Below are 21,424 nucleotides of genomic sequence, written 5' to 3'. Positions count from 1 at the left end.
AGTCGAGCAGCTGCGTCCCGACATGATGGGAGGCGAGGCGAGCCATCCTTATTCAAGGCTGCTGTTCTCGTCCGTCCCAAAACTCGATACCAACTGGCTCGATAACCTCAAACAGGAGCCGGTGCTGAGCGGCGAATTTCGCCGCAATTGAAATCGTTGCAAAGGCTTTGAAAGACTGTCTTTACAGCGATTGAATATCATCAGACGCGGGTGGTGCTATCAATTGGATCCAGATATCCGCGCTAGCGGCTGGAAATAGAAAACCTCACCTCTATTATTGCAGCGGTACCCGAACTCGAAGGATATGGACATTTAAACAGATTTTGGATCTGCTGAGGCAGTCTATGGCAAGATGTGACGGATCGTTGATTGCAACAAAGCCGCAGGTTCATCTAAGCTGCATCCCTAAAAGCGCAAAGCGGCTGTAGGTAAATGCGCGAAATAACAGATAGATAGAGCATTTCCGAGGTTTCAACGAAAACTGGAAATGCTCTAGCGGCTAGGAGACGCCTAAGAAGCTGTGGCGTATGGGGTTTAGATAGGCAGCCTTTGGCGGACCAACTGCGTCCAATAGGAACAACCCCAAGCGATAGCATCGTCGTTGAAGTCATATTTTGGATGATGGAGGTTAGCGCTCGGACCATTGCCGATATTGATCATCGCCCCGGGCACTTCATTGAGCATAAAAGCAAAATCCTCTCCGCCGAGTGTTGCTGGCATGTCGCGTGTGACATGGCCTATGCCCGCAACCGCTTCAGCGGCAAGAGCTGCGAGCTCGGTTTCATGCTCATGATTGACGGTAACTGGATAGTTGCGTTGATAATCTAGAGTGGCTTTCGCACCGAATGCATCGGCAATGCCCTGCACCGCACGGGTGAGGCGGTCTTCAATGTGATTGCGCACCTCTTCTCGTAATGTTCGCACTGTGCCGGTTAGTTTGAGAGACTGTGGGATGACATTGAAAGCATCGCCACCGTGAATTGTGGTGATCGAAATAACCGCAGAATCCAAAGGGTCAACGGTGCGAGCCGTCAGCGTCTGAATGGCCTGAATGAGCGCTGCGGTAACTGGGATCGGGTCGATCGTATGATGCGGAGACGCCGCATGCCCTCCGACGCCTTCGATCGTGATGTCAAGAACGTCCACTGACCCCATGATTGGGCCTGAATTGATGGTGAACTTGCCCACGTCGAGATTTGGGCGGTTGTGCATGCCATAAACTTCGTTGACCGGCCAGCGTTTGAAAAGTCCGTCATCGATCATGGCTTTTGCGCCGGCGCCGCCTTCTTCGGCAGGTTGGAAGATAACAATCACAGTGCCGTCGAAGGCTCTGCTTTTCGCAAGTTCGCGAGCGGCGCCCAAGAGCATTGTGGTGTGACCGTCATGTCCGCAGGCATGCATTTTTCCGGGGATTTTTGATGACCATTGTGCGCCAGTCTCTTCCAGGATGGGGAGTGCATCCATATCGGCGCGCAAAGCAACAGCCCGGCCTGAATTGTTGCTTTGGCCACGAATGACGCCGACCACGCCTGTGCCACCGATGCCTGTAACCACTTCGTCGAGACCCGCCGCACGCAGCGCTTCGGCGACTTTTTCAGCCGTGCTGTTTACATCGTAAAGCAGTTCAGGATTTTCATGAAGATCGCGGCGGAAGGCAATCAGATCATCAAGCTGGTTCGAAGTCCAATTTTCAACCGGCATCTCAGGCTCCTTGTTGTTTTGTCTCAAGGCTGTAACGGAAGTCGCAATGGCTTGCGCCTTGCATAATGGTTTGTGTGCGTTCCAATTTCATTTCTGGATTATAGCCGATGCAGAAATCACCATCGCGGTTACAAGACAGCAAATGGCCAATATGGCCAAGTCCCATCTCGCGATACATTTCCGAATAGCGGCAACGCTTCACATTAAAATCAAAGTAATCCTTGCCCTGTGACAACACATCGATTTCAAGGGCATTGTCTTTGGTCCAGAGCGGTAGGATATCGGCGAAGTCCTCGAGGTCGGGCGTATGCCCCAATTCCACAGCAAAATTCTTGCCTTGTTCTATAGCTGAACGGGATACGGCTTCCCCGATCACAGCCTGAGCTTCTTCTTCGCCTGACCGCGTGCGAAGAACCTCGTACACATTTTTTAGAACCAGCGCTTCGATGCGGCGTCGCTCGAGAATTGGAAGTTGATTCATGGGTCTACCTTTCACATGAATGTTCGACAGACTTATTTACAAATTCGGCTCAGTAAGATCCTTGCGCCGCAACCATGCGAGATAGAAGGGCGCAATCCTGCGTGCGATTTTGTGCAGCGGTAGCGGCGCGGGCTCGGATATTGGTAGGGCAAGGTCTTGCAACGGCTCGCCATCCAAGGCGCGAGCCAGTTCACGTCCGAGCGCGGTGCCCAGCGCCACGCCACGACCATTGCAACCGATCCAGGCCCAGCCATCGGTCCCGAGCTGATGAACACGGGGGAATCTGTCCCATGTCATGCCGATATAACCACTCCAGACATGGGTCATTTCGGGTGCGCCAAGAGCTGGAAAGGCTTCTGCCAGATTGCGCGCCGCTTTTTGCTTGACGCGCTCTGCGACATTGTAGTCGCCCATTACCACACCGCCCGTGATCAGGCGGTTGCGTGCATCATAGCGAAAGAAGCGCAGATCGCCACGCGTATCGGATACGGCTTGACGACCGGGAAGGATGCTTGCACGCAGCGTATCGTTGAGGGGTGCTGTTGCCATTTGCCATGACAGAACGGGGACAATTGTCCTCGCAAGTCTCGGTGCGAGCTGTTCGCGGATTTCGCCTGTATAGGCGTTTGTCGCGAGCAGGAAGCCTTTGGCGCGGACAACAGAACTATTAGCGCTTACTTCCCAGTGATCGCCTTTGCGTTCATAGGAGGTTACAGGGCTTCTCTCGTAAATTATGGCTCCATGGCGTTCGGCCGCTGCTGCAAGGCCTCGGGCCAGAGCCAGAGGGTTGATGTGGCCACCTGTCGGGTTGAACATCCCGCCATACCAAAAGTCGCTGCCCAGAAGCTTCGAAGTCGAGGCGCTGTCGAGATATTGAGTAGGAAAGCCAAACCGCTTCCATGCTTCGACACGCGCTTGCGAGAGTTTTACCCGTCCAGAGGAATGTGCCGGCTGAAACCAACCTGTTTGCTCAGCCTCAGCCTCGATCTTTTCTTCGCGTACGATTGAAAACAGAATATCGGCACTGTTGCCAATCAGCTTGGCGAAGCGTTCCCCTGACGACCCGTATCGTTTGGTGATTGCATCGGGTTCTGCCGCAGTCATCGTGGGAATGACCTGACCATTATTGCGTCCCGATGCTCCCCAACCCACCGCTTTGGCTTCCAGCACGATGACGCGCTTACCGCGTTTGGCAAGATGCAGGGCTGCTGAAAGTCCAGTGAAGCCGCCTCCAACGATCACGACATCGGCTTCTGCGTTGCTGATCAGTGGCTGGGTCAGGTTACGGGCAGGGGCGGTTGCCGCCCAGATGGACGGAGGGAACTCAACTTTTTCCATGATATCTGGCGCCTTCATTCTTTGCTGACCAAGCGGGGTGGCGTCCAGTTCTTGCCGGGGATCGAGGCAAGGAGACGCTGGGTATATTCATGCTGTGGATTGGCAAAGACGTCAGCCGTTGCGCCGGTTTCAGCAATTTCGCCCTTCGACATCACAATCACGCGGTCGCAAAGCTGGGCTGCAACGCGCAGGTCGTGTGTTACGAACAACAGTGACAAGTTCAATCTTTCGCGCAGATCGGCCAACAGTCGCAGAACTTGTGCCTGAACGGAGACATCAAGCGCCGAGACTGGTTCATCGGCTACGATAACGCGGGGTTCGAGTGCCAGTGCACGGGCGATGCCGATGCGCTGACGCTGACCGCCAGAGAATTCATGAGGGAAACGATCTGCAGCTGCGGGTGACAGCTCGACCAGTTCGAGCAATTCACGAGCTTTCGCATGGGCTTGCTTTTTGGGTACACCGTGAACGATCGGCCCCTGTGCAATCAGATCGACGACACGCCGGCGTGGGTTAAGCGATGCCATGGGGTCCTGAAAGACCATTTGGATATCTTTGCGCATGGTGCGTACATCGCGTGTATTCGCGCTAAGAAAGTCACGGCCGTTCAGATTGACGCTGCCGCCGTCGGCTTGAAGAAGGCGCGTGACAATGCGCGAAACTGTGGTTTTTCCTGATCCGCTTTCACCAACAACGCCTAGGGTTTCACCTTGGCGAAGTTCGAAAGACAAGTCTTTGACAGCAGGCACTGCGCTTCGCTTTGCGCTGAACAATCCACCCTGCGCCTTAAATGTCTTGCTCAGGTTGCTGGCTTTTAAAATGACAGGCTGACTCTCACCGGATGATGTTACTTCGGGTGGTGTCAGCGCCGGAACCGAAGCAATCAACGCTTTGGTATAAGGGTGCTTGGGATGATTGAGGACTTGCTCGGCCACCCCTTCTTCGACCAGTTCGCCAAGACGAAGTACTGCGACACGGTCGGCGATTTCCGCCACCACACCGAAGTCATGGGTGATGAACAAAATACCTGTATTGTGCTGGTGCTGAAGATCACGGATCAGTTTGAGGATTTGTGCCTGTGTTGTGACATCGAGGGCTGTGGTCGGCTCATCTGCAATAATCAGACGGGGCTTCAAGATCAGCGCCATGGCAATCATGACACGCTGGCGCTGACCGCCGGAAATCTGATGCGGATAAGCATTATAAGCCGATTCCGGATCAGGGATTTTGACTTCAGCCAGCATGTCCAGAACGGCTGCGTGACGTTCCTTGCGGCCAAGCTTGGTGTGCAAACGCAGCACCTCGTCGATTTGCCAGCCGACAGTCTTTTGGGGATTAAGTGCGGTCATCGGCTCTTGAAAAATCATTCCAATCCGATCACCGCGAAGCTTCTTCATGTCGGCTTCGCTGAGCGTGTAAAGGTCGATGCCTTCGAGCCGGATGGAACCGTTCGTGACACGAACATGCGGCTCGGGCAGCAGGCGCATGATCGCGCCGGCTGACAAAGATTTGCCTGAGCCGCTTTCGCCCACCAGACAGACGATCTCACCTGGTTTGACGCTCAATGTCAGATCCTGCAGTGCGAAGGGGCGATCTGCGCCTTCAGGCAGCGCAATTTGCAGGTTGTTAATTTCAAGAACGGGTGCCGCAGTCATTTCTTTTTCTGCCTTGGATTAAGCGCGTCGTTCAGCCCTTCGCCCAGCAGGCTGAAGGATAGCACAGTGAGCAGAATAGCTATTCCCGGAATGACCGAACAGAACCAGTCGGTGCGCAAAACGGCACGGCCCTGACCGATCATGTTGCCCCAGCTGGCATAGTTTGGATCGCCAAGATTGAGGAATGCGAGTGCACTTTCCATCAAAATGGAGGTTGCCATGACAACCGACGCAAAGACGACGACGGGCGGTAGGGCATTGGGCAGGATTTCACGAAAGATGATTGAAAGATTGCCGACCCCAAGATTGCGGGCTGCATCGACGAATTCGCGATTGCGCAATGCCATAAATTCTGCACGTACCATGCGAGCCGGTGCTGTCCAGGAAACGATACCGATACAGAGGATGATGTTTTCAATAGAGGAACCGAAAATTGCGACGAGGGTTAGCAGCAGAACGAAGCTCGGAACGGTTTGGAAGGCTTCTGTCACGCGCATTAGCGCGTCATCGATCCAGCCGCCATAATAGCCGGCGACCGCACCGATTATTATACCGATGACAATCGAAATCAGTGTGGCAACGACACCAATGAGCAATGAGATGCGTGCGCCGTGAAAGATGCCGGCCATGATATCGCGGCCAAGTTGATCTGTTCCAAGCGGCGTTGCCGCATTGACAAACGGCCATGTGAGAGGGTCGCCTACGCGGCGCAGAGGATCCCCGGGTGTAATGACATCGGCAAAGATTGCGATCGCCACTACGGCAGCGAAAAGAATGAGCCCCAGGACTGCAGCGCGGTTGCGGCTAAAACGCTGCCATAAAATCCGAGAGCGAGAATCTTTGGGACGGGGAAGAGAAAGATCTTGCGACGTCATGACAATTCAATCCTGGAGTCTAACCGCGCATAGATGAGGTCGGTGATGAAATTAACGAGCACCACCAGTATCGAGCACAAAAAGATAATACCCATCAGCGTGTTGAGGTCGCGTTTGATTACCGAAGTGTAGGCAAGTTGACCGAGGCCGGGCAGCGAGAAAATGGTTTCGATCACGACTGAACCGCCAAGGACCGTTGAGAACTGAAGTCCAAGCAGGGTTACCACGGGAAGAAAGGCGTTGCGCATGATGTGATGGAACATCAGTCGCGCACCGCTCGCGCCCTTCGCGCGTGCCGTGCGAACATAGTCGAGATCTTCGACTTCCAGAACACTGGTACGCATGAGCCGCATATAAAAGGCAACGTAAATCAGCGACAGTGCTGTTGTGGGCATTACCATATGAACTGTGATGTCCCAGACATTCTTCCAGCCCGAATAAAAGCCACCAATTGTTTTGTAGCCGCCAACAGGCAGCCAACCGAGTTTCACGGAAAAGACAAACATCAGTATGAGGCTGAGGAAGAAGCTTGGCATCGCGTAGCAGATGAGGCCGAGGGTCGAGATCGCATTATCAGTCAGCGAATAGGCGCGGCGCGCTGCAAAAGCACCAAGCGCGATACCGAAGATAAATGCGACGGACAATGACGAAATCATGAGCAGCAATGTGGGCATGAGGCGGGACATCAGGACGTCAACCACCGGCAACTCATAGACGTAGGACCATCCAAAATCGAACTGCGCTAGCTTGGTCATGTAGATTGAGAGTTGCACCCATATTGGCTGATCAAGACCATATTCGGCCCGCAAATTAGCGACAAATTGAGGGTCAGCGCCGCCCATGTCGCCGACAAGGGCATCGACCGTGTCGCCAGGGGCAAGCTTAATCAGAAGGAACGAGCCGATCATGATGAGAAGAATGACCGGTATCGCCTGCAAGATACGCCGGAGGGCAAAACTCAGGATTGGAGGCAGGGACATTGGGAATTATCCTGCAGATATTCAGACGCAGTTTTTGCTGTCGGGAGGAAAAAAAGCTGTTGCCGTATATCGGCAACAGCCTGATTGCGTTTATTGATCGATCCAGAGATCGTACCAGCTCGAAGAATCCCATCGCGGAGTATTGTGATGGTTCTTGAGCGCTTTGTTGGTGACACCGACGAACGGATGTTCGATGGCGAAGATGACAGGAAGGTCTTTCATCTCAAGTTTCTGGATCTGATGGTAGAGATCGGCGCGTTTTGCCGGGTCAAGCTCGGAGGCAGCCTGATCAATCAACTGATCCATCTCGTCGGATTTATAATCAAACTGGTTCGACCATGCCGTTCCGGCGGGAGCGCCCGAGCGCAGCCAGACAGTTGTGGAAACGGCCGGGTCGGAGCGGAACTGGTGCCAGCCGCTTGCCGTATCGAAATCGTGGTCGCGATAAACGCCGTTGAGAAAACCTGGGGCGTCGTTGGTAAGCAGTTGCACGTCGATACCGACTTCCTTCATGGCCTGTGCGTAGTACTCGGCCCAAAGCTGCGTGTATTCGCCCCATGGCGCAGGGCGGTGGCGCAGCTTGAAACGAATGCCGTCCGGACCAGCTGGATAGCCAGCTTCATCGAGTAGCTTCTTTGCCTTTTCGACGTCATAGGCATAAGTCTCGACATCGTCGGTGTAATTTGCGCCGCCTGAGCTTGGGATTGGACCGCGGCCTGGCTTTGCATAGCCACGCATGATGTTTTTGATCGCGAAATCGATATCAAGAGCGTGATAGATTGCCTGACGCACTTTCAGATTTGCGAGGATGGGATTGCGCAGGTTGAACTCAATGGTCGAATGCGCGACGTTGTTTTCGAAGCCCTTGGTTCCAGTGTCAAAGCGGCCGTCTTTCTCAAGGCGCTCGGTATCTGACATGGAAATTCCATTAAAGGCGGTTTCCATCATTTCACCTGCTTCAAGCGCCGCGGCTGCTGCAGCTTTATCGGGCATGAAGCGCCAGATGACACGATCAAGATAAGGGTATTCCTTGCCGCGCCAATAGTCATCGTTGCGCTCGGCAATAATGTGCTGTCCGCGCTCGTATTCAACAAATTTGAACGGTCCGGTACCCACGGGTGCTGAATTGTATTTATTCTTTAAGATGTCGGTGCCTTCATAAAGATGCTTTGGCACCGGATGACCAAGGTCCGGCATCGCTGCGACCAGCAATTCCAGTGGCATCGGCTTCGAATAGCGGAAAACAGCGGTATGTGGATCGGTGCAATCGACGGCTTCGAGATTGGCTTGAAGTGTCGTCGAATAGTTAAGCAGCTTTTTCCAAAGGTTCATTGCGCTAAAGGATACATCATCACAGCTGAACGGTTGGCCGTCATGCCAGCGCACGTTTTCACGCAGCTTGAAAGTGATAGCCTTGCCGTCCTCAGAAGAAGACCAGCTCGTTGCCAGCACTGGCACATAGCCTTCATAAGTGCGATCGATGAGTGGCTCCATAATTCGTCCAGTAATCTGGTAGACGCCGGTGGAGGCGCGCAATGCCGGATTAAGAACACCTTGCTCGGTGTTCATATGGACGATCACCGAGCCGCCGCGCTTTATTTCTTCCGCGTGGCTTGGCGCCGACGCGATCGAAAAAGCGGCGAGAAACAGGCCAAGGCCAGCTTTTTTGATATGCATTCTCTGTTCCCCTGAAGGACGTTGAGGGAGGGCTTTCATGCCTCTTTTCCCGCACCGGCCGATATTGTTCAAGCCCTTGAAACTGCTCAAAAAGCTGCTTCAAGGTGCAAATATTCCACACAAGCACAACCATGCTAGAATCTGCGGCTAACTTGTCAAGATAAACTAAGAAATCTCTCAATATTGGTAAAAAATACCGCATGGACGGTGTTAATAAGTGTCGAATTTCAGAGCTGTAGCGGGGTAAAATTGCTAATACCGGGGTCTGCGAGTGGGTTAGGCGAAAAAAAATCCTAACCGGAGTAAAATTTTTGCTCAAAATATCTGCTTTTGAACTTGCAAAAGTGCCGTGGCGTATCTCTTATCGACCATCCGTGCTGTAGCGTGAACCAAACGCGCTTAGATGAATTGAAAGGACCTGTTTGCATGACCCATCCCGTCAAAGGTGTCGATCACGTTTTTATTCTCGTCAACGATCTGGACAAGAGCGCGGAACACTATCGACGTTTGGGGTTCACGTTGAGCCCACGCGGTCTTCACAGTAAGGAAAAGGGCACTGGTAACTATACGATCATGTTGCCGGACGACTATTTTGAACTTCTCGGGATTGTGAATGAGACGCAAGGAAACCTTCATCAACGGCAAAGGCTCGCTGATCAGGGAGAGGGGCTTCACGCTATCGCTTGTCGAATTGACAATGCGCGCGAGGCTAAAGCGGAACTCGCGGCTCTTGGCATTCAAACAAGCGAGGTCGGTGCGTTCCAACGTCCAGTAGAGTTGCCCAAGGGTGGCGAAGGTATCGCCGCGTTTGAAACTGTTTCGTTCAATGATGACGAGGTCCCTCAGGGCATGGTCTTCATGTGTCAACATAAGACACGCGACACTGTGTGGCTGCCTGAACTTCTCGAACACGAAAACGGTGCGATCGCGCTTTCAGCCATTGGTTTGATTTCAGCGGACCCGCAAGCTGCAGCGCGCGGGTTTGCTCGTTTGTATGGGGAAGGCAAAGTTACAGCCGACGCCCCATTGCGGGTGCACACCGGTTCAAATTCAGCCGACATTATCGTTTACAGTCGCGAGCAGGCTGAGCAAACTTACGGTAATGAGGCTGTAAGCAAAGTCCCCAATGCTGCATTCGCCAATCTTGTTATTAAGGTGAGCGATCTGAGTAAATCGCGCTCGGTCTTGGATGCAAACGGGATCACTTATAAGGCGCAGCAGGATAGCATTGTTGTTGACCCGGACGATGCAAATGGCGTGATCCTGGAGTTTCTGCAGGTATAAACGTGGTGGAAACACAAAATAGGTTTTGAATTCTTGGCGGCGACATCGAGGAATCCAAAATTCCGCCAGAGTCGCCGCATTTTTAATGTGAAGGCCCTTTAGTCGTTATCGTTTTTGGAGTGTGCACCAAGATACTTCCAAAAATTCTCCGCTCCGACTGGGAGTGGTGTGTGATGACGCAGGATCCGAATATCCACCGTCAGGCTCCAATAAGGGTCCGCCGAGGCGGGCACGATTTCCCCGCGCTGCAATTCGTCATGGATAAGACTTTCAGGAAGCCACGTCATGCCCCATCCTGCCTGCAACATCGATTTGAGGCCGATTGACATTGTATTTTCATGAACAGTTTTGCGGGAAAAAGTTGGTCCGCTCGCAAATTTTTGGGCAAGCGCGGCTCCAAAAAACGAAACTTCTCCATAACTAAGATAGGGAAGGGGCGTTCCGTTTGTTATAGCGTAGTCGAGAACCGGTCCGTCGCTCGAGGGCAATGATACGGGGATCAATCGTTCCGTGCCCAGAAGAATAGAGGGGAAACGCTCTTTGTCGATAAAGCTTGGCACCGAAGGATGTGCATAGGTCAGGAAGAAGTCAACTTCGCCCTCAGTGAGGGTTGCGATGTTGTCTTCAAAGCCGCCGCGATCAGGTGCGAGTTGTGAATTGATCTCGCCTGCTGTCTCTTGGATGCCCCTTAGCCAATGCGGAAAGAATGTCACCGTCAGCGTATGCAATGCGGAAAATCTGAGCGGCGGGTTTTTGCCTCGGCGGCTGGGTTGAAGACTTTTACGTGTTGCATAAAATTGTCGTACGGTTTCCTGTGCGACCAGCAGAAACTCTTTTCCTTCGCGGGTGAGATGAGTTGGAAATGTCGCGCGGTTTACAAGAGACGCGCCTAACCAAACTTCGAGTTGTTTTATCCGTCGAGAGAACGCCGATTGGGTGACGTTCCGTGCTTCTGCTGCACGCGAGAAGCTCGACGTCGATGCGAGCATGATGAAGTCTTCGAGCCATTTCAATTCCATCAGTGCACCTAAGCATCTAGCGCGCAGGACTTTTGAACGCTTTCAGCGTTGCAACTCTCACTCACCTATACATCTTTGGGTATTGGATCGCTATGCAAATCTTGCATAACGATTTGAAAACATAGCATTGGCCAGCATTACTCAATCGCCTTAGCGTCCAGATATCAAAAAAGGGCACGGTGAGGACGCAGCGTGGGCAGAATAATTTATCTAAACGGAGCATTGGTCGACGAGAGCGACGCCAAGGTTTCGGTCTTTGATCGCGGCTTTCTTTTTGGCGATGGAATCTACGAAGTGAGCGCTGTCATTGACGGGCGACTTGTGGATAATGATCTCCACTTAGCGCGCCTTGAACGGTCATTAAAAGAGCTCGACATTGCGCTGCCTCTATCACAGGCAGAAATACACGCCGCACAAATTCAACTGATCCGCAGGAACAAACTTGAAGAGGGTGTGGTTTATATTCAGGTAACGCGCGGCGAAGCCGAGCGGGATTTCGTTTACTTAGACGGGATCAAACCGAATGTGATCATGTTCACACAACCGAAGAACCTCACATCTGCGGCCTCTGTCCGCGACGGGGTTCGCGTCGACGTTGCCGCCGATACACGATGGGCTCGGCGCGATATCAAGACGGTGATGCTACTTGCGCAGGTGATGGCGAAGAAAAAAGCCAAGAGCCAAGGCTATCACGAAGTTTGGCTGGTGGAGGACGGATTTGTGACCGAGGGCGCATCTTCCACGGCATTTATCGTTACCGATGACAATGTGCTTATTACACGCCCGAATTCGCACGCTGTGCTTCCTGGTTGCACACGGCGCGCAGTCCTTAAAATCGCTCAAGAACACAATCTTAAAATCGAGGAACGTTTGTTCAGTATCGACGAAGCGAAGGCTGCGAAGGAGGCGTTTCTTACGAGTGCCTCGAGCTTTGTGACACCCGTTATCGGTATTCAGGAACATGTAGTGGGCGATGGCGTCCCTGGCCCTCATACGCGCCGGCTTCAGGAAATTTATATGGATCTCGCCCGCAAAGGGGCAGAACGGGTTCTCTAACCTCATAATACAAGAAAGTAAGAGGGGAATATGAAAGTAAGAAAGCTTTTAACTGCAACGATGTGCGGCGTCGTTGCTGTGGGGATGGCTTCACTGGGAAGTTTATCTGCGGCAATGGCTGCGACTGAAGGGTATGGGGACTGTCCGCTCCTGGGTGAAAAGGCGACGGCAAAGATTACACCCGCGGTCGCCGATCAACTCACCGTAATTATCAATTTGCCAGCACTTGGCCAATTCAACGGTGATACGCCTGAAACGATCAAGGATGGTTACGAATTCTGCATGGCCGTCAACATCGCGCATCGGCTGGGGCTTGAGAAGGTCAAGCTTGTGAATGCGTCGTTTGACTCTATCGTTGCAGGGCAAAACAAGGATTACGATATCGCATTGGCGCTGATTTCGGTTACTGAACCGCGCAAAAAAGTTGTTGATTTCTCAGCGCCCTATATGAATTCCGATTACGGCGTTGCTTCGCGCAGCGACAAGCCGCTAGGGGAGGCCGACATGCGGACCGGAAAAATCGGAACGCAGGCCGGCACGACGCTGGTGCCTTTCGCGCAGGAGACGCTGCAGGTTAAAAGCCTGGACGTCTACGACGACACCGCATCTATGTTTACCGCGCTTGCGGCTGGCAAGGTCGATGCGGTTATGACCGACCTCTCGATCATTCTCGGACAGGTGAAAAACTCGAACGGCAAGCTTTCTGTCGTTGGCAAATATGCGTCGGGCGGTGAGACAGCGGGGATTTACCCCAAGGGTTCGGAAAACAAGAAAGTTATCGATCAACTGATCGAGGACATGGGTAAAGACGGAACGCTAAAGAAACTTGAAGCTGCGTATTTGTTGCCCTCGTGGGGAACCTCGCCGGCCGATGTTCCGCTTTGGAAGCCATAAAGCAACGCTGACGGATTGCGAACGCAGCTTTTCGTCGTTCTGTTTTCGATAATACCGCGGAGCATCCCCAACGTCGGATGCCCCGCATTTTTTCAGCGAGAATTCACATGTCCTATCCGGCACCCGAAGCGAGCGCTGAACGCGCTTTGCAATGGCGCACTCGCAACCAGGTCCGCACCCATCGCAACCGGTCGTGGTTCGCATTTGCGTTTTCGTTCTTTACCTTGTTGGTCAGCGGCCAAACACTTTACAGCGTGACGACCTATACGATCTCCCAAGGCTGGTCTGCAAAAGTTGTCCTATTCGTGGGTGCGTTGCTCTTTGTGGTACCGCTCGGCGTCTTGGCATTTTCATGGCGCGCAGTACAGTTCTCAGCAAAGTCCGCAAAAAGCTCCGATATTTACAAGGGGCGCGAACTGGGTGCTCTGGCATCAGATGTATCCTGGCAGGCGCTTTCCTACGCGGTCGCATTATTAATCGTCTGCGCCGGTGCTTGGTTCATGATTGTCAACGATGCAGCGGTAAGCCGTACATTTTTTGACGTCAATCTGATCGTCAGATCGGCAACAACCATCCTACGGGCTTTTGGCACGAATATCGTTATCTTTGTCGTGTCTGCAGTTCTGATCCTGTGTTGGGCGCTCATTATTGCAATCGCCCGGACGCTTCCAGGAAAAGCGGGTAGACCAATCCGCATTCTTGCTACTTTCTATAGCGACTTGTTTCGCGGTTTGCCGGCAATTATCACGATCTATCTGATCGGCTTCGGCTTACCTCTTACTGGTTTGCCCGTCCTCAAAGATTTGTCGTCAAACGCTTATGCGATCATCGCGCTCACTCTGACTTATGGCGCATACACGTCGGAAGTTTATCGCGCGGGCATTGAGAGTGTACATCCAAGCCAAATCGCAGCGGCCCGTTCGCTGGGGCTCTCTTATGTTCGGACCATGCGCTATGTTGTTGTTCCTTTGGCTGTGCGGGGGATTATTCCGCCTTTGATGAACAACTGCATCAGTTTGCAGAAAGATACAGCACTAGTCGCAATTATCGGTACGATTGATGCTTTCAACCAGTCGAAGATTATAGCCAGCAATTATTTCAACCTGTCTGCAGTAACGACCGTCGCCATACTCTTCATCTTGATCACGATCCCACAGGCTCGTCTCGTTGACCGCTTGATTGAACGGGATCGCAGAAAAATGCGTTCGAGCATGTAGGAGAAAGACCATGGCACTCGTTGAAATAGACAAAGCAGTCAAGCGTTACGGCGCTTTGGAAGTTCTCTCAGGGATTAGTCTGAATATTGAGCAGCATCAGGTAGTGTGCCTTATCGGACCTTCGGGTTGCGGAAAATCCACGTTGCTGCGCTGCATCAATCGGCTCGAAACAATCGACGCCGGTGAGATACGGTTGCATGGCGATCGAGTGACTGGGCCCGGCGTGGATTTGGATATTTTACGTCGCGAAATTGGTATCGTGTTCCAAGGCTACAATCTATTTCCCCATATGACAGTGATGGAGAACGTGACACTCGGGCCCACAAAAGTTCTGGGCATGCGCGCCCATGAAGCGCGAGAGAAAGGCTTGGCACTTCTCGCGCGCATCGGGCTTGATCACAAAGCGAATGAATATCCTGATAGGCTGTCCGGCGGTCAACAGCAGCGTGTGGCAATAGTGCGCGCTCTGACTATGGATCCCACGCTTCTCCTGCTTGACGAGATAACCTCCGCGTTGGATCCTGAGTTGGTATCCGAAGTGCTGGACATTGTTCGGGATCTGGCCACCAAGGGGATGACAATGGTTTTGGCCACACACGAGATGGGGTTCGCGCGCGAAGTTGCGGATAAGGTCTGCTTTTTGCAAAGCGGTAAGGTCTACGAGGAGGGGCCGCCGTCACAGATCTTTGGCAGTCCGCAGGGAGAGCGTACTCAAGCCTTCCTCAAGCGAATAATCGAAGCCGGAAGACTTTAATCGTGAACTATTGTGAAACACAAAGGGTATGGCAATGACGGGAACGGCGCGCGACTTCGGAATCGTCTGCGGTGTTATGCCAACAGGTTCTAGAAATTCGATTACCGACGTTCCGGGTGTGATGGTCGGTCATTACACTTTACGCGAGGGAGACGTGAATACCGGTGTTACAGCCATTCTTCCCCATGACGGCAATTTGTATCGTAACAAAGTCATGGCTGCTTGCGAAATTATCAACGGCTTTGGCAAGAGCACCGGTCTCATACAGGTTGAAGAACTTGGAACACTTGAAACGCCGATATTACTCACCAACACTTTTGGTGTTGGCACATGTGCGAACGCCCTCATCAGGAACGCTATTACGACCAATACGGATATTGGCCGAAGCACGGCAACTGTCAATCCAGTTGTTCTGGAATGCAATGACGGTCCGCTGAACGATATTCAGGCAATGGCCATCACAGAAGATCATGCGCGTTTTGCATTGAAAGCTGCAAGTTCCGATCTGGCACAGGGGAATGTTGGAGCGGGCACAGGAATGACGTGTTTCGGTTTCAAGGGCGGGATTGGCACAGCATCCCGCAAATTTGAGTTGAACGGAAGCACTTATCACATTGGTGTTTTAACCCTGACCAATTTTGGCCGTGCTGGCGATCTTTTGCTGCCGGACGGGCGACATCCGTCGCCCGACGCAGAAGCAGAAGCTGAGAAAGGTTCAGTCATTGTTGTGTTAGCTACCAACGTTCCTTTAGAACACCGGCAGCTTAAACGCGTTACAACGCGATGCGGCGCTGGCCTGGCTCGTCTCGGCGCTTTCTGGGGGCACGGAAGCGGTGATATAGCGATTGGCTTCTCCACTGGTTCCACGTTTAACCACGACGAGAAAAGCGATTTTATATCAATTGCGCTATTGAATGAGAACCGCATTGATACGCTGTTTCGTGCTGCAACAGAAGCGACGCAAGAGGCAGTATTGAACTCAATGTGTGCAGCAGAATCTGTGACTGGTCGCGCGGGTAATACTCGTCAATCGCTGGCTGACTTTCTCCGAAAGAGCTAAGCTCGTGATCTAGCGTCCTCAAAGCCAAGGTAAAAAAATGAAAAATAGGCCTAGAATTGCAGTGATCATGGACGAAAACACTAGTGCTGGCGGCGATCGATATGAGACGTCGAAACACTATTTCTCCGCTATTGGGCGCGCGGGAGGAGTTCCTTTTGGAGTTCCCTATTTAGCGGATATTGTAGACCGGGTTATCGAGGAATTCGACGGCTTTCTGAGTGTGGGAGGACGGATCCAATTTCCAAACGATTGGTATGTTGATGGTGATCGGTCTGCTTATCCTTTTTCCGATCGGTTTGCGATTGAACTTGCATTGATGGAAGGCTTTCTTGCGCACGACAAAGCTGTGTTGGGAATCTGCAACGGCATGCAGATGCTAGGATGCCTAAATGGCTGTCGAATGGTTTCTGACGTTTACGCATCTTGGCCCGATGCAATCATGCATGACCGGCGTGACTTTATGCACGGTGTTGTGGTTTCGCCGGGGACGAGAATGGCAGGTATATTTGGGTCGCAGGCGTTTACTGTGAACACCTTCCATCGTGAAGCACTGGTCGAAATCTCTAACGATGTCGTTGTTTCTGCCCGCGCAACCGACGGCGTGGTGGAAGCGATTGAGATCCCGTCTCAATCATTTGCGGTTGGACTTCAATGGCATCCTGAACGCCTTGATCCAGCTGAACACCCAGGAGCCCGCATTTTTGACGCCTTCATAAGTGCTGCGAACGAAGCCGAACGTTAGAAGCTGAACACCTGTTTGCAGGACGGCATTAAGTACAGAAGGACGTTAAGGAGGAAGCATGAAAATATTTATTTCCGCCGATATGGAAGGAACCGCCGGCATTCTGTCCTGGGACGAAGCACAACACGGTCACCGCGATTATAACGAGTTTCGGGAATTGATGACACGGGAGGTGGTTGCTGCATGTGATGGCGCGCGAGCCGCTGGAGCCAGGGAAGTATTAATAAAAGATGCCCACGACACCGGTCGCAATCTAATCCTCGATCGATTGCCAGAATACGCGAAAGTGGTTCGCGGGTGGTCAGGGCATCCAGATTCGATGATGTTCGGTCTGGATGACGATTTTGCCGGGGCGCTATACATCGGTTATCATTCGAAAGCAGGCACTGAATCGAATCCGCTTGCTCATACATTTAATCTGCGAATTTCGCGACTTACGCTGAATGAAGAGGTTGTCTCGGAATTCACGATCAATGCACTTTGTGCTGCGCGATATAACGTTCCCTCGCTCTTTCTTTCCGGGGATGCCGGCATATGCGCTGATGCAGAGAAGCTCGTTCCCGGGATAACAACTGTGGAGACAATGCAAGGACATGGAGCGGCCTCGATATCGATCGCGCCGACTGCAGCGTGCATCGCTATTCGAGAAGGAGTTGAGGCAGCAATTCGCGACCGAACTTCCGTTTCCGTTCCTGCCATCGCAGCCTCGCTCAATCTTATGATAGAATTCAACAATCCGTGCGACGCCTATCGCGCGTCATGGTATCCGAATGCGAGACCCTCGGGACCAAGATGTGTGACATTTGAGGCAACAGATTATTTCGAGATCCAAAGGGCTTTACGTTTCATGAAAAGCTGAGTGAAGCGAGAGTGATTGGGATGGTTCGTATTGCCCCTACTCGGTAGCAACTGCCAGCTTTGACTGGCTTTGTCCAGCGCGCGTCGGCGTAACAAGGATTGAACATGCACTTCTCCTCCCGGAGAGGAAGTCGCGCAGGTTTTCAGTCACCAGCTGTGTTGAAATACGACCTATGCCGTATGGGCCTCTGCATCAAAATCGCTTCATATATATGAGATGTTGCGATAGCGCCCGCACATCGATTTATAATCTGGCGTAAGCTGGCTTAGTCAGCAAAGGAGGAATGATGAAGACTATGGCTCTATTGGTTGTTGGTGCAATCATGGTGTCAGGCTCCGCATTTGCGGCTCAGACAACTGATGGTAGGAAAGGAAACCATTCTGTCACACTAGACGGTTCACCTGCAGTTATAGTGGCTGCGGGACAGCAGCGCGCCGGACGCCTGAGTGGATCTTCTTTGGGTGGCAAGACAATTTTTGGCAGTTGATTAGTTTGCCTCGTTCAATCGAGGCAGACTTTTCCACACCGGTATCGCGTGGAGAGCAGGTCTTTGGTTTGCTGTAGTTACAACTGCATTGATGATGGTGCGTGTTTCGCCGCTTTATTTGACCAAGCGGTGCGGGGCGATGATCATGCCGACGTGAGGTAGGTGGAACTGTCCATCGCGAGCTCTTAAAAATTGTTTGGAAATTTCGCCCCAACCGAAAAATTCACGATCTTGCGAGATGGGACGAAAGAATAGCAAGTGGGTAGCGATAGCCAATCCGTTCTTAGAGAGCGGTTACATTTTCGGCTTTCGATTTGCCTGTTTTGCGATCTTGGCCGACATCGTAGCTGACTCTCTGGCCTTCGCGAAGGGGGCCGCCGTCCGCTAGGGCTGTGACATGTACGAAGACATCAGCGCCGCCACTTTCTGGTGTAATAAAGCCAAAGCCTTTATCCTGGTTGAAAAATTTTACTGTTCCCGTAGCCATTATTTCCTCGTTCACTCGTTAATGCCGATCTTTTCTACACGGCTATAAACTTCGTAGCAATAACAGATCTGTAGTCAAATATTTAAATCCGACGTGCACTCTGGTCTTTTAAGAATATGCTTTTAAATGGGCACCTGAAGTGGAAGAAGCGGACGTATGTCTACCTAAAATTCCGGCAGCTGGACCTAGAGATCACCCACTTCATTTTATCGCTTCTGTTACACGAATGTCGGCGCAATTCGTGATCGTTGAATAGAAGAGATGACCATTCACAAAAGTCTCAATTTACAAATGGACGTTGATGGGTGTTGCGAGTTCAGTCACGACATCGCAGTTCATGCGATTTTTGAGATTTTCGCAGTCCGCTATTCAATAGCGATGGTCTATTCTGTTAGTTCAAGTGACCTCTGGTTTTCGTCCTTGCTTTACTTCGCGTTGAGACATTTTCAGACCAAAAGCGCAGGGTTGAGAGGTCTCATGTGCTGCGACGAAAACTCGCCTTATATTCAGTAACAACCGCGATATGGCCATAAGGTTCAACCATAAAAGCGGAAGCTCCAGTGTGAACGGTGCGGTTTTGGATAATCGGGCCTCTCATAGGGATCGTAAGGCCGCGCGTCCGGGTTGTTATAGGGGTCGTATGGCCGGGGATCGGGACTGCTATTGGGATATGGGTTGTAATAGTGCGGATAGCGCGGGATCGGCCTCCATCCCCATGGTATAGGTGTGTGGTTGGGTTCACAGTGTCGGTACTCCAGGTGCCAGCCCGGTCCGCAGAAGAAATCAATCTGTTGGATGGCTGGTGACGGCGCCGGCAGCGGACTGGCCTGCGATGAGGGGCTGATTAAGAAAGCCAACATTAGAAAAATATAAAATCTATATGTCATTTATTCATTCCTTAAAAATTATTCTTATCAAGTAAGAAGCAATATTGCCGATAATAAGGGGATATAAATCACATTTGGAATCACAACTATATTCTTCGTTATATAAGTTAATACTCAAAAAGATAGCAATATAGTAATATAATCTTGTTATCGGAAATCAATTTACGCAACACCGGTAAGCCGCCTCGAACCTTCGCGTCATCCGGCAGTTGACCACGTAACAGCGAGAATCTCATGCCCGCCCATTGAGCGACGACTTAGTGTGTTGGCCTTGTCACGTTTTGGTTCCCGCGGCTGATCGAGCTTGCATGACGGGAAGAATTTGAAAAGGCATGCGGAAAGTGATCAGACATTGCCGATCCCGGCTGGGAGCGGCGCGCAAAGAAGCTTCTCTCCCAAGGGGCACCTCTTCAGTACTTTCTTGCTGATATTTTCGATGCTGGTCGGAATCCACATGAAAGAAGCCCTGGAAGGCTACCGGCCATCCACGATGAGTACGGCCTTTTCAAAGCCATTCGAACGTTTATTCCACGCGCTAAGAAAAGGCGTAACCCAGTGTCGCTGGCTGGTCCGGCTGCGTGGTAGAAGACAAATAAACCAACCATTTGCTTAAGCATTTAATTGGAGGTCTTTTTCTCGGCTTCATCCAATCGTTGGAGCAGATCGGCAAATTCATCTTCGTGTCTCGGGGCCGATGTCTCACTGAGTGCAGCAATTGCGCCGCCAATCGCATCGCTTGGTTCAATACGATGCTTCTTATGTCCCGCCACGATGCGGCGGGCGGCTCGAAGGAGGCTGTTATGCAACGACATCCGCACATTCTTTCGTTATATATGGGGATGTAACAACGGAGGTGACGAGTTTGTTCCTCACTCATGGTGGGGATTTGCGATTGGCCACGATGGTTTCAGCGACAGTGACGTCGTTCTTTGTATCAAGATCAATCAAGCGAGCAGCGAGCTCGGACAGCTGATCAAGGTCGCGTAGTCCACTATCGAATAGTTTGATGATTGCTTGAGCGAGATCAGCGTCGCTGTAGTCGCGGCCTTTTTCATTGAGCATGATGGCTGCATTTGAAAAACAGCGGCGCAACGCTTCCACCTCATCAGAAGAATAGACGTGACTGGAACTGTTGAACAATGGCATTTTTAGAACCCCCGACGCGAGACGAAAAGAGCTTTCTAATGACACTGATGTGCGAGGTCTAAATTTGCTACAACGAAAATCAGATTTCAAGCCTGAATCTAGCGAGCTTGATTTCTCTCAGTCAGTTTGCGGGCGGCAATATTCGATAAAGCTGCTGGGCTCCTGCATCACATTGGTCCGAGCTCGACAGGCGCAACCTTGTGCGCCAAGGTGCGAGAATAGGACCCTGGCATACTAATGTTGTGCCAGGGCAGAACCTGCGATCATTTCCGTTATGGCATCTATGCATTGAGACGCTTTATATCGCGTGTCTCTCCGTACCGTGTTTGAGCGCGCATAAGCTCTAACGAGCCGCCCGATCATCGCAAGAATGCAGTAAGTTATCGCACTTCCAACACTTCGCCGCTTCGGCGATCAATAACGACGCGCATGTCGTTATTGCGCCTGTCGATGCCACGTATGACATAAACGCCGCGGCGACGCGATACACTTTCTACCTCTTCCATACCTTCTTCGCGTGCAATTCTTGCAGCCCGGCGCTCACTGATTTCGCCACGATCGGTGTTACGTTCACGATACATTTGGCGGCTGCCGTCCGGATTTATTTGGATGCCGTTGGGGCCGAGCTCGATGCTCTGTGCATTCGAGGGCGCTGCTGTGGAAACCAGAGCCGAGATCATCACTGCAGCTAAAGTCGCAAATTTATTCATGGCACCTGTCCAATTTTGTTTCACGCCCGCCGATAATATGAACAAACGCAACTTAAGGTGGTTCCTATCGGCGCATTCAACTCCCTAACGTTTTGAATATACCGTGAGCACAGCA

21 protein-coding genes are annotated in these 21,424 nt (G+C 51.9%); 9 read left to right on the top strand and 12 right to left on the bottom strand.

The annotated features are described in order from the left end of the window. Positions 1-534: 534 nt before the first annotated feature. From QSJ70_RS24125 to QSJ70_RS24095, 7 genes are all read right to left on the bottom strand, one after another. Positions 535-1,701 carry a M20 aminoacylase family protein gene (locus QSJ70_RS24125; protein ID WP_285540337.1) on the bottom strand — a complete coding sequence of 389 codons (1,167 nt, stop codon included), beginning with the start codon at positions 1,699-1,701 and terminating at the stop codon, positions 535-537. 1 nt (position 1,702) lies between these two features. Continuing rightward, on the bottom strand, positions 1,703-2,182 hold the full coding sequence (locus tag QSJ70_RS24120; RefSeq protein WP_285540335.1) for an L-2-amino-thiazoline-4-carboxylic acid hydrolase: 480 nt from the start codon (positions 2,180-2,182) through the stop codon (positions 1,703-1,705). Between the two features lie 36 nt (positions 2,183-2,218). Continuing rightward, the gene (locus tag QSJ70_RS24115) at positions 2,219-3,520 is read right to left on the bottom strand and encodes an NAD(P)/FAD-dependent oxidoreductase (protein ID WP_285540334.1); all 1,302 of its coding nucleotides are present in this window, start codon (positions 3,518-3,520) and stop codon (positions 2,219-2,221) included. 14 nt (positions 3,521-3,534) lie between these two features. Continuing rightward, positions 3,535-5,175: an ABC transporter ATP-binding protein gene (locus QSJ70_RS24110; protein ID WP_285540333.1), complete on the bottom strand. Its 1,641-nt coding sequence runs from the start codon at positions 5,173-5,175 to the stop codon at positions 3,535-3,537. After that, on the bottom strand, positions 5,172-6,050 hold the full coding sequence (locus QSJ70_RS24105) for an ABC transporter permease (RefSeq protein WP_215779251.1): 879 nt from the start codon (positions 6,048-6,050) through the stop codon (positions 5,172-5,174). The genes QSJ70_RS24110 and QSJ70_RS24105 overlap by 4 nt, the downstream gene beginning before the upstream one ends. Next, positions 6,047-7,030, bottom strand: coding sequence for an ABC transporter permease (locus QSJ70_RS24100; RefSeq protein WP_285540330.1), 984 nt, complete (start codon positions 7,028-7,030; stop codon positions 6,047-6,049). Before QSJ70_RS24100 ends, QSJ70_RS24105 begins: the two co-directional genes overlap by 4 nt. 90 nt (positions 7,031-7,120) lie before the next feature. Continuing rightward, a complete protein-coding gene (locus tag QSJ70_RS24095; RefSeq protein WP_215779247.1) occupies positions 7,121-8,707 on the bottom strand; it encodes an ABC transporter substrate-binding protein in 1,587 nt (528 codons plus the stop codon). Between the two features lie 426 nt (positions 8,708-9,133). Between QSJ70_RS24095 and QSJ70_RS24090 the strand changes: the two genes are divergently transcribed. After that, positions 9,134-9,991, top strand: coding sequence for a VOC family protein (locus QSJ70_RS24090; protein ID WP_215779246.1), 858 nt, complete (start codon positions 9,134-9,136; stop codon positions 9,989-9,991). Between the two features lie 98 nt (positions 9,992-10,089). On the opposite strand, the gene QSJ70_RS24085 is transcribed toward QSJ70_RS24090, so the two are convergent. Then, positions 10,090-11,010, bottom strand: a complete 921-nt coding sequence (locus tag QSJ70_RS24085) for a LysR family transcriptional regulator (protein ID WP_215779244.1) — start codon at positions 11,008-11,010, stop codon at positions 10,090-10,092. A gap of 192 nt (positions 11,011-11,202) precedes the next feature. On the opposite strand from QSJ70_RS24085, the gene QSJ70_RS24080 reads away from it, so the two are divergent. The 8 genes from QSJ70_RS24080 (at position 11,203) to QSJ70_RS24045 (ending at position 18,079) form a co-directional block, all read left to right on the top strand. Continuing rightward, positions 11,203-12,066 carry a D-amino-acid transaminase gene (locus tag QSJ70_RS24080; RefSeq protein ID WP_285540325.1) on the top strand — a complete coding sequence of 288 codons (864 nt, stop codon included), beginning with the start codon at positions 11,203-11,205 and terminating at the stop codon, positions 12,064-12,066. Positions 12,067-12,096: 30 nt separating this feature from the next. Continuing rightward, positions 12,097-12,960 (top strand): ABC transporter substrate-binding protein, encoded by an 864-nt coding sequence (locus QSJ70_RS24075; protein ID WP_215779241.1) that lies wholly within the window; start codon positions 12,097-12,099, stop codon positions 12,958-12,960. A 107-nt stretch (positions 12,961-13,067) separates the two neighbouring features. Continuing rightward, positions 13,068-14,177, top strand: a complete 1,110-nt coding sequence (locus tag QSJ70_RS24070) for an amino acid ABC transporter permease (protein ID WP_285540322.1) — start codon at positions 13,068-13,070, stop codon at positions 14,175-14,177. Between the two features lie 10 nt (positions 14,178-14,187). Further along, positions 14,188-14,931 (top strand): amino acid ABC transporter ATP-binding protein, encoded by a 744-nt coding sequence (locus QSJ70_RS24065; protein WP_285540320.1) that lies wholly within the window; start codon positions 14,188-14,190, stop codon positions 14,929-14,931. Positions 14,932-14,965: 34 nt separating this feature from the next. After that, on the top strand, positions 14,966-15,991 hold the full coding sequence (locus QSJ70_RS24060; RefSeq protein ID WP_285540318.1) for a DmpA family aminopeptidase: 1,026 nt from the start codon (positions 14,966-14,968) through the stop codon (positions 15,989-15,991). A 67-nt stretch (positions 15,992-16,058) separates the two neighbouring features. Then, on the top strand, positions 16,059-16,733 hold the full coding sequence (locus QSJ70_RS24055; protein WP_285540316.1) for a gamma-glutamyl-gamma-aminobutyrate hydrolase family protein: 675 nt from the start codon (positions 16,059-16,061) through the stop codon (positions 16,731-16,733). A 58-nt stretch (positions 16,734-16,791) separates the two neighbouring features. Continuing rightward, positions 16,792-17,592 carry a M55 family metallopeptidase gene (locus QSJ70_RS24050; RefSeq protein WP_215779230.1) on the top strand — a complete coding sequence of 267 codons (801 nt, stop codon included), beginning with the start codon at positions 16,792-16,794 and terminating at the stop codon, positions 17,590-17,592. Between the two features lie 283 nt (positions 17,593-17,875). Continuing rightward, a complete protein-coding gene (locus QSJ70_RS24045; protein ID WP_285540314.1) occupies positions 17,876-18,079 on the top strand; it encodes a hypothetical protein in 204 nt (67 codons plus the stop codon). Between the two features lie 283 nt (positions 18,080-18,362). Here QSJ70_RS24045 and QSJ70_RS24040 read toward each other — a convergent pair whose 3' ends face one another. The 4 genes from QSJ70_RS24040 to QSJ70_RS24025 form a co-directional block, all read right to left on the bottom strand. Continuing rightward, positions 18,363-18,566 carry a cold-shock protein gene (locus QSJ70_RS24040; protein WP_215779228.1) on the bottom strand — a complete coding sequence of 68 codons (204 nt, stop codon included), beginning with the start codon at positions 18,564-18,566 and terminating at the stop codon, positions 18,363-18,365. 1,504 nt (positions 18,567-20,070) lie between these two features. Next, complete coding sequence (locus QSJ70_RS24035) at positions 20,071-20,265, bottom strand: hypothetical protein (RefSeq protein WP_215779227.1); 195 nt, start codon at positions 20,263-20,265, stop codon at positions 20,071-20,073. A gap of 61 nt (positions 20,266-20,326) precedes the next feature. Beyond that, positions 20,327-20,599: a hypothetical protein gene (locus tag QSJ70_RS24030; RefSeq protein WP_285540310.1), complete on the bottom strand. Its 273-nt coding sequence runs from the start codon at positions 20,597-20,599 to the stop codon at positions 20,327-20,329. 380 nt (positions 20,600-20,979) lie between these two features. Continuing rightward, positions 20,980-21,309: a PepSY domain-containing protein gene (locus QSJ70_RS24025; RefSeq protein WP_285540308.1), complete on the bottom strand. Its 330-nt coding sequence runs from the start codon at positions 21,307-21,309 to the stop codon at positions 20,980-20,982. Positions 21,310-21,424 lie beyond the last annotated feature (115 nt).

The organism is Brucella sp. NBRC 12950, assembly GCF_030268145.1.
Taxonomy (GTDB): Bacteria; Pseudomonadota; Alphaproteobacteria; order Rhizobiales; family Rhizobiaceae; genus Brucella.
This window is presented reverse-complemented; position numbering and strand designations above follow the sequence as displayed.

Excerpts from the sequence above, each read along its gene's own strand:
- QSJ70_RS24035 (WP_215779227.1), bottom strand. The coding sequence starts at position 20,265 with ATGTCGTTGCATAACAGCCTCCTTCGAGCCGCCCGCCGCATCGTGGCG.
- QSJ70_RS24100 (WP_285540330.1), bottom strand. The coding sequence starts at position 7,030 with ATGTCCCTGCCTCCAATCCTGAGTTTTGCCCTCCGGCGTATCTTGCAG.
- QSJ70_RS24025 (WP_285540308.1), bottom strand. The coding sequence starts at position 21,309 with ATGAATAAATTTGCGACTTTAGCTGCAGTGATGATCTCGGCTCTGGTT.
- QSJ70_RS24045 (WP_285540314.1), top strand. The coding sequence starts at position 17,876 with ATGATGAAGACTATGGCTCTATTGGTTGTTGGTGCAATCATGGTGTCA.
- QSJ70_RS24070 (WP_285540322.1), top strand. The coding sequence starts at position 13,068 with ATGTCCTATCCGGCACCCGAAGCGAGCGCTGAACGCGCTTTGCAATGG.
- QSJ70_RS24060 (WP_285540318.1), top strand. The coding sequence starts at position 14,966 with ATGACGGGAACGGCGCGCGACTTCGGAATCGTCTGCGGTGTTATGCCA.
- QSJ70_RS24105 (WP_215779251.1), bottom strand. The coding sequence starts at position 6,050 with ATGACGTCGCAAGATCTTTCTCTTCCCCGTCCCAAAGATTCTCGCTCT.
- QSJ70_RS24030 (WP_285540310.1), bottom strand. The coding sequence starts at position 20,599 with ATGCCATTGTTCAACAGTTCCAGTCACGTCTATTCTTCTGATGAGGTG.
- QSJ70_RS24040 (WP_215779228.1), bottom strand. The coding sequence starts at position 18,566 with ATGGCTACGGGAACAGTAAAATTTTTCAACCAGGATAAAGGCTTTGGC.
- QSJ70_RS24095 (WP_215779247.1), bottom strand. The coding sequence starts at position 8,707 with ATGCATATCAAAAAAGCTGGCCTTGGCCTGTTTCTCGCCGCTTTTTCG.
- QSJ70_RS24110 (WP_285540333.1), bottom strand. The coding sequence starts at position 5,175 with ATGACTGCGGCACCCGTTCTTGAAATTAACAACCTGCAAATTGCGCTG.
- QSJ70_RS24090 (WP_215779246.1), top strand. The coding sequence starts at position 9,134 with ATGACCCATCCCGTCAAAGGTGTCGATCACGTTTTTATTCTCGTCAAC.
- QSJ70_RS24120 (WP_285540335.1), bottom strand. The coding sequence starts at position 2,182 with ATGAATCAACTTCCAATTCTCGAGCGACGCCGCATCGAAGCGCTGGTT.
- QSJ70_RS24125 (WP_285540337.1), bottom strand. The coding sequence starts at position 1,701 with ATGCCGGTTGAAAATTGGACTTCGAACCAGCTTGATGATCTGATTGCC.
- QSJ70_RS24065 (WP_285540320.1), top strand. The coding sequence starts at position 14,188 with ATGGCACTCGTTGAAATAGACAAAGCAGTCAAGCGTTACGGCGCTTTG.
- QSJ70_RS24085 (WP_215779244.1), bottom strand. The coding sequence starts at position 11,010 with ATGGAATTGAAATGGCTCGAAGACTTCATCATGCTCGCATCGACGTCG.
- QSJ70_RS24050 (WP_215779230.1), top strand. The coding sequence starts at position 16,792 with ATGAAAATATTTATTTCCGCCGATATGGAAGGAACCGCCGGCATTCTG.
- QSJ70_RS24075 (WP_215779241.1), top strand. The coding sequence starts at position 12,097 with ATGAAAGTAAGAAAGCTTTTAACTGCAACGATGTGCGGCGTCGTTGCT.
- QSJ70_RS24055 (WP_285540316.1), top strand. The coding sequence starts at position 16,059 with ATGGACGAAAACACTAGTGCTGGCGGCGATCGATATGAGACGTCGAAA.
- QSJ70_RS24115 (WP_285540334.1), bottom strand. The coding sequence starts at position 3,520 with ATGGAAAAAGTTGAGTTCCCTCCGTCCATCTGGGCGGCAACCGCCCCT.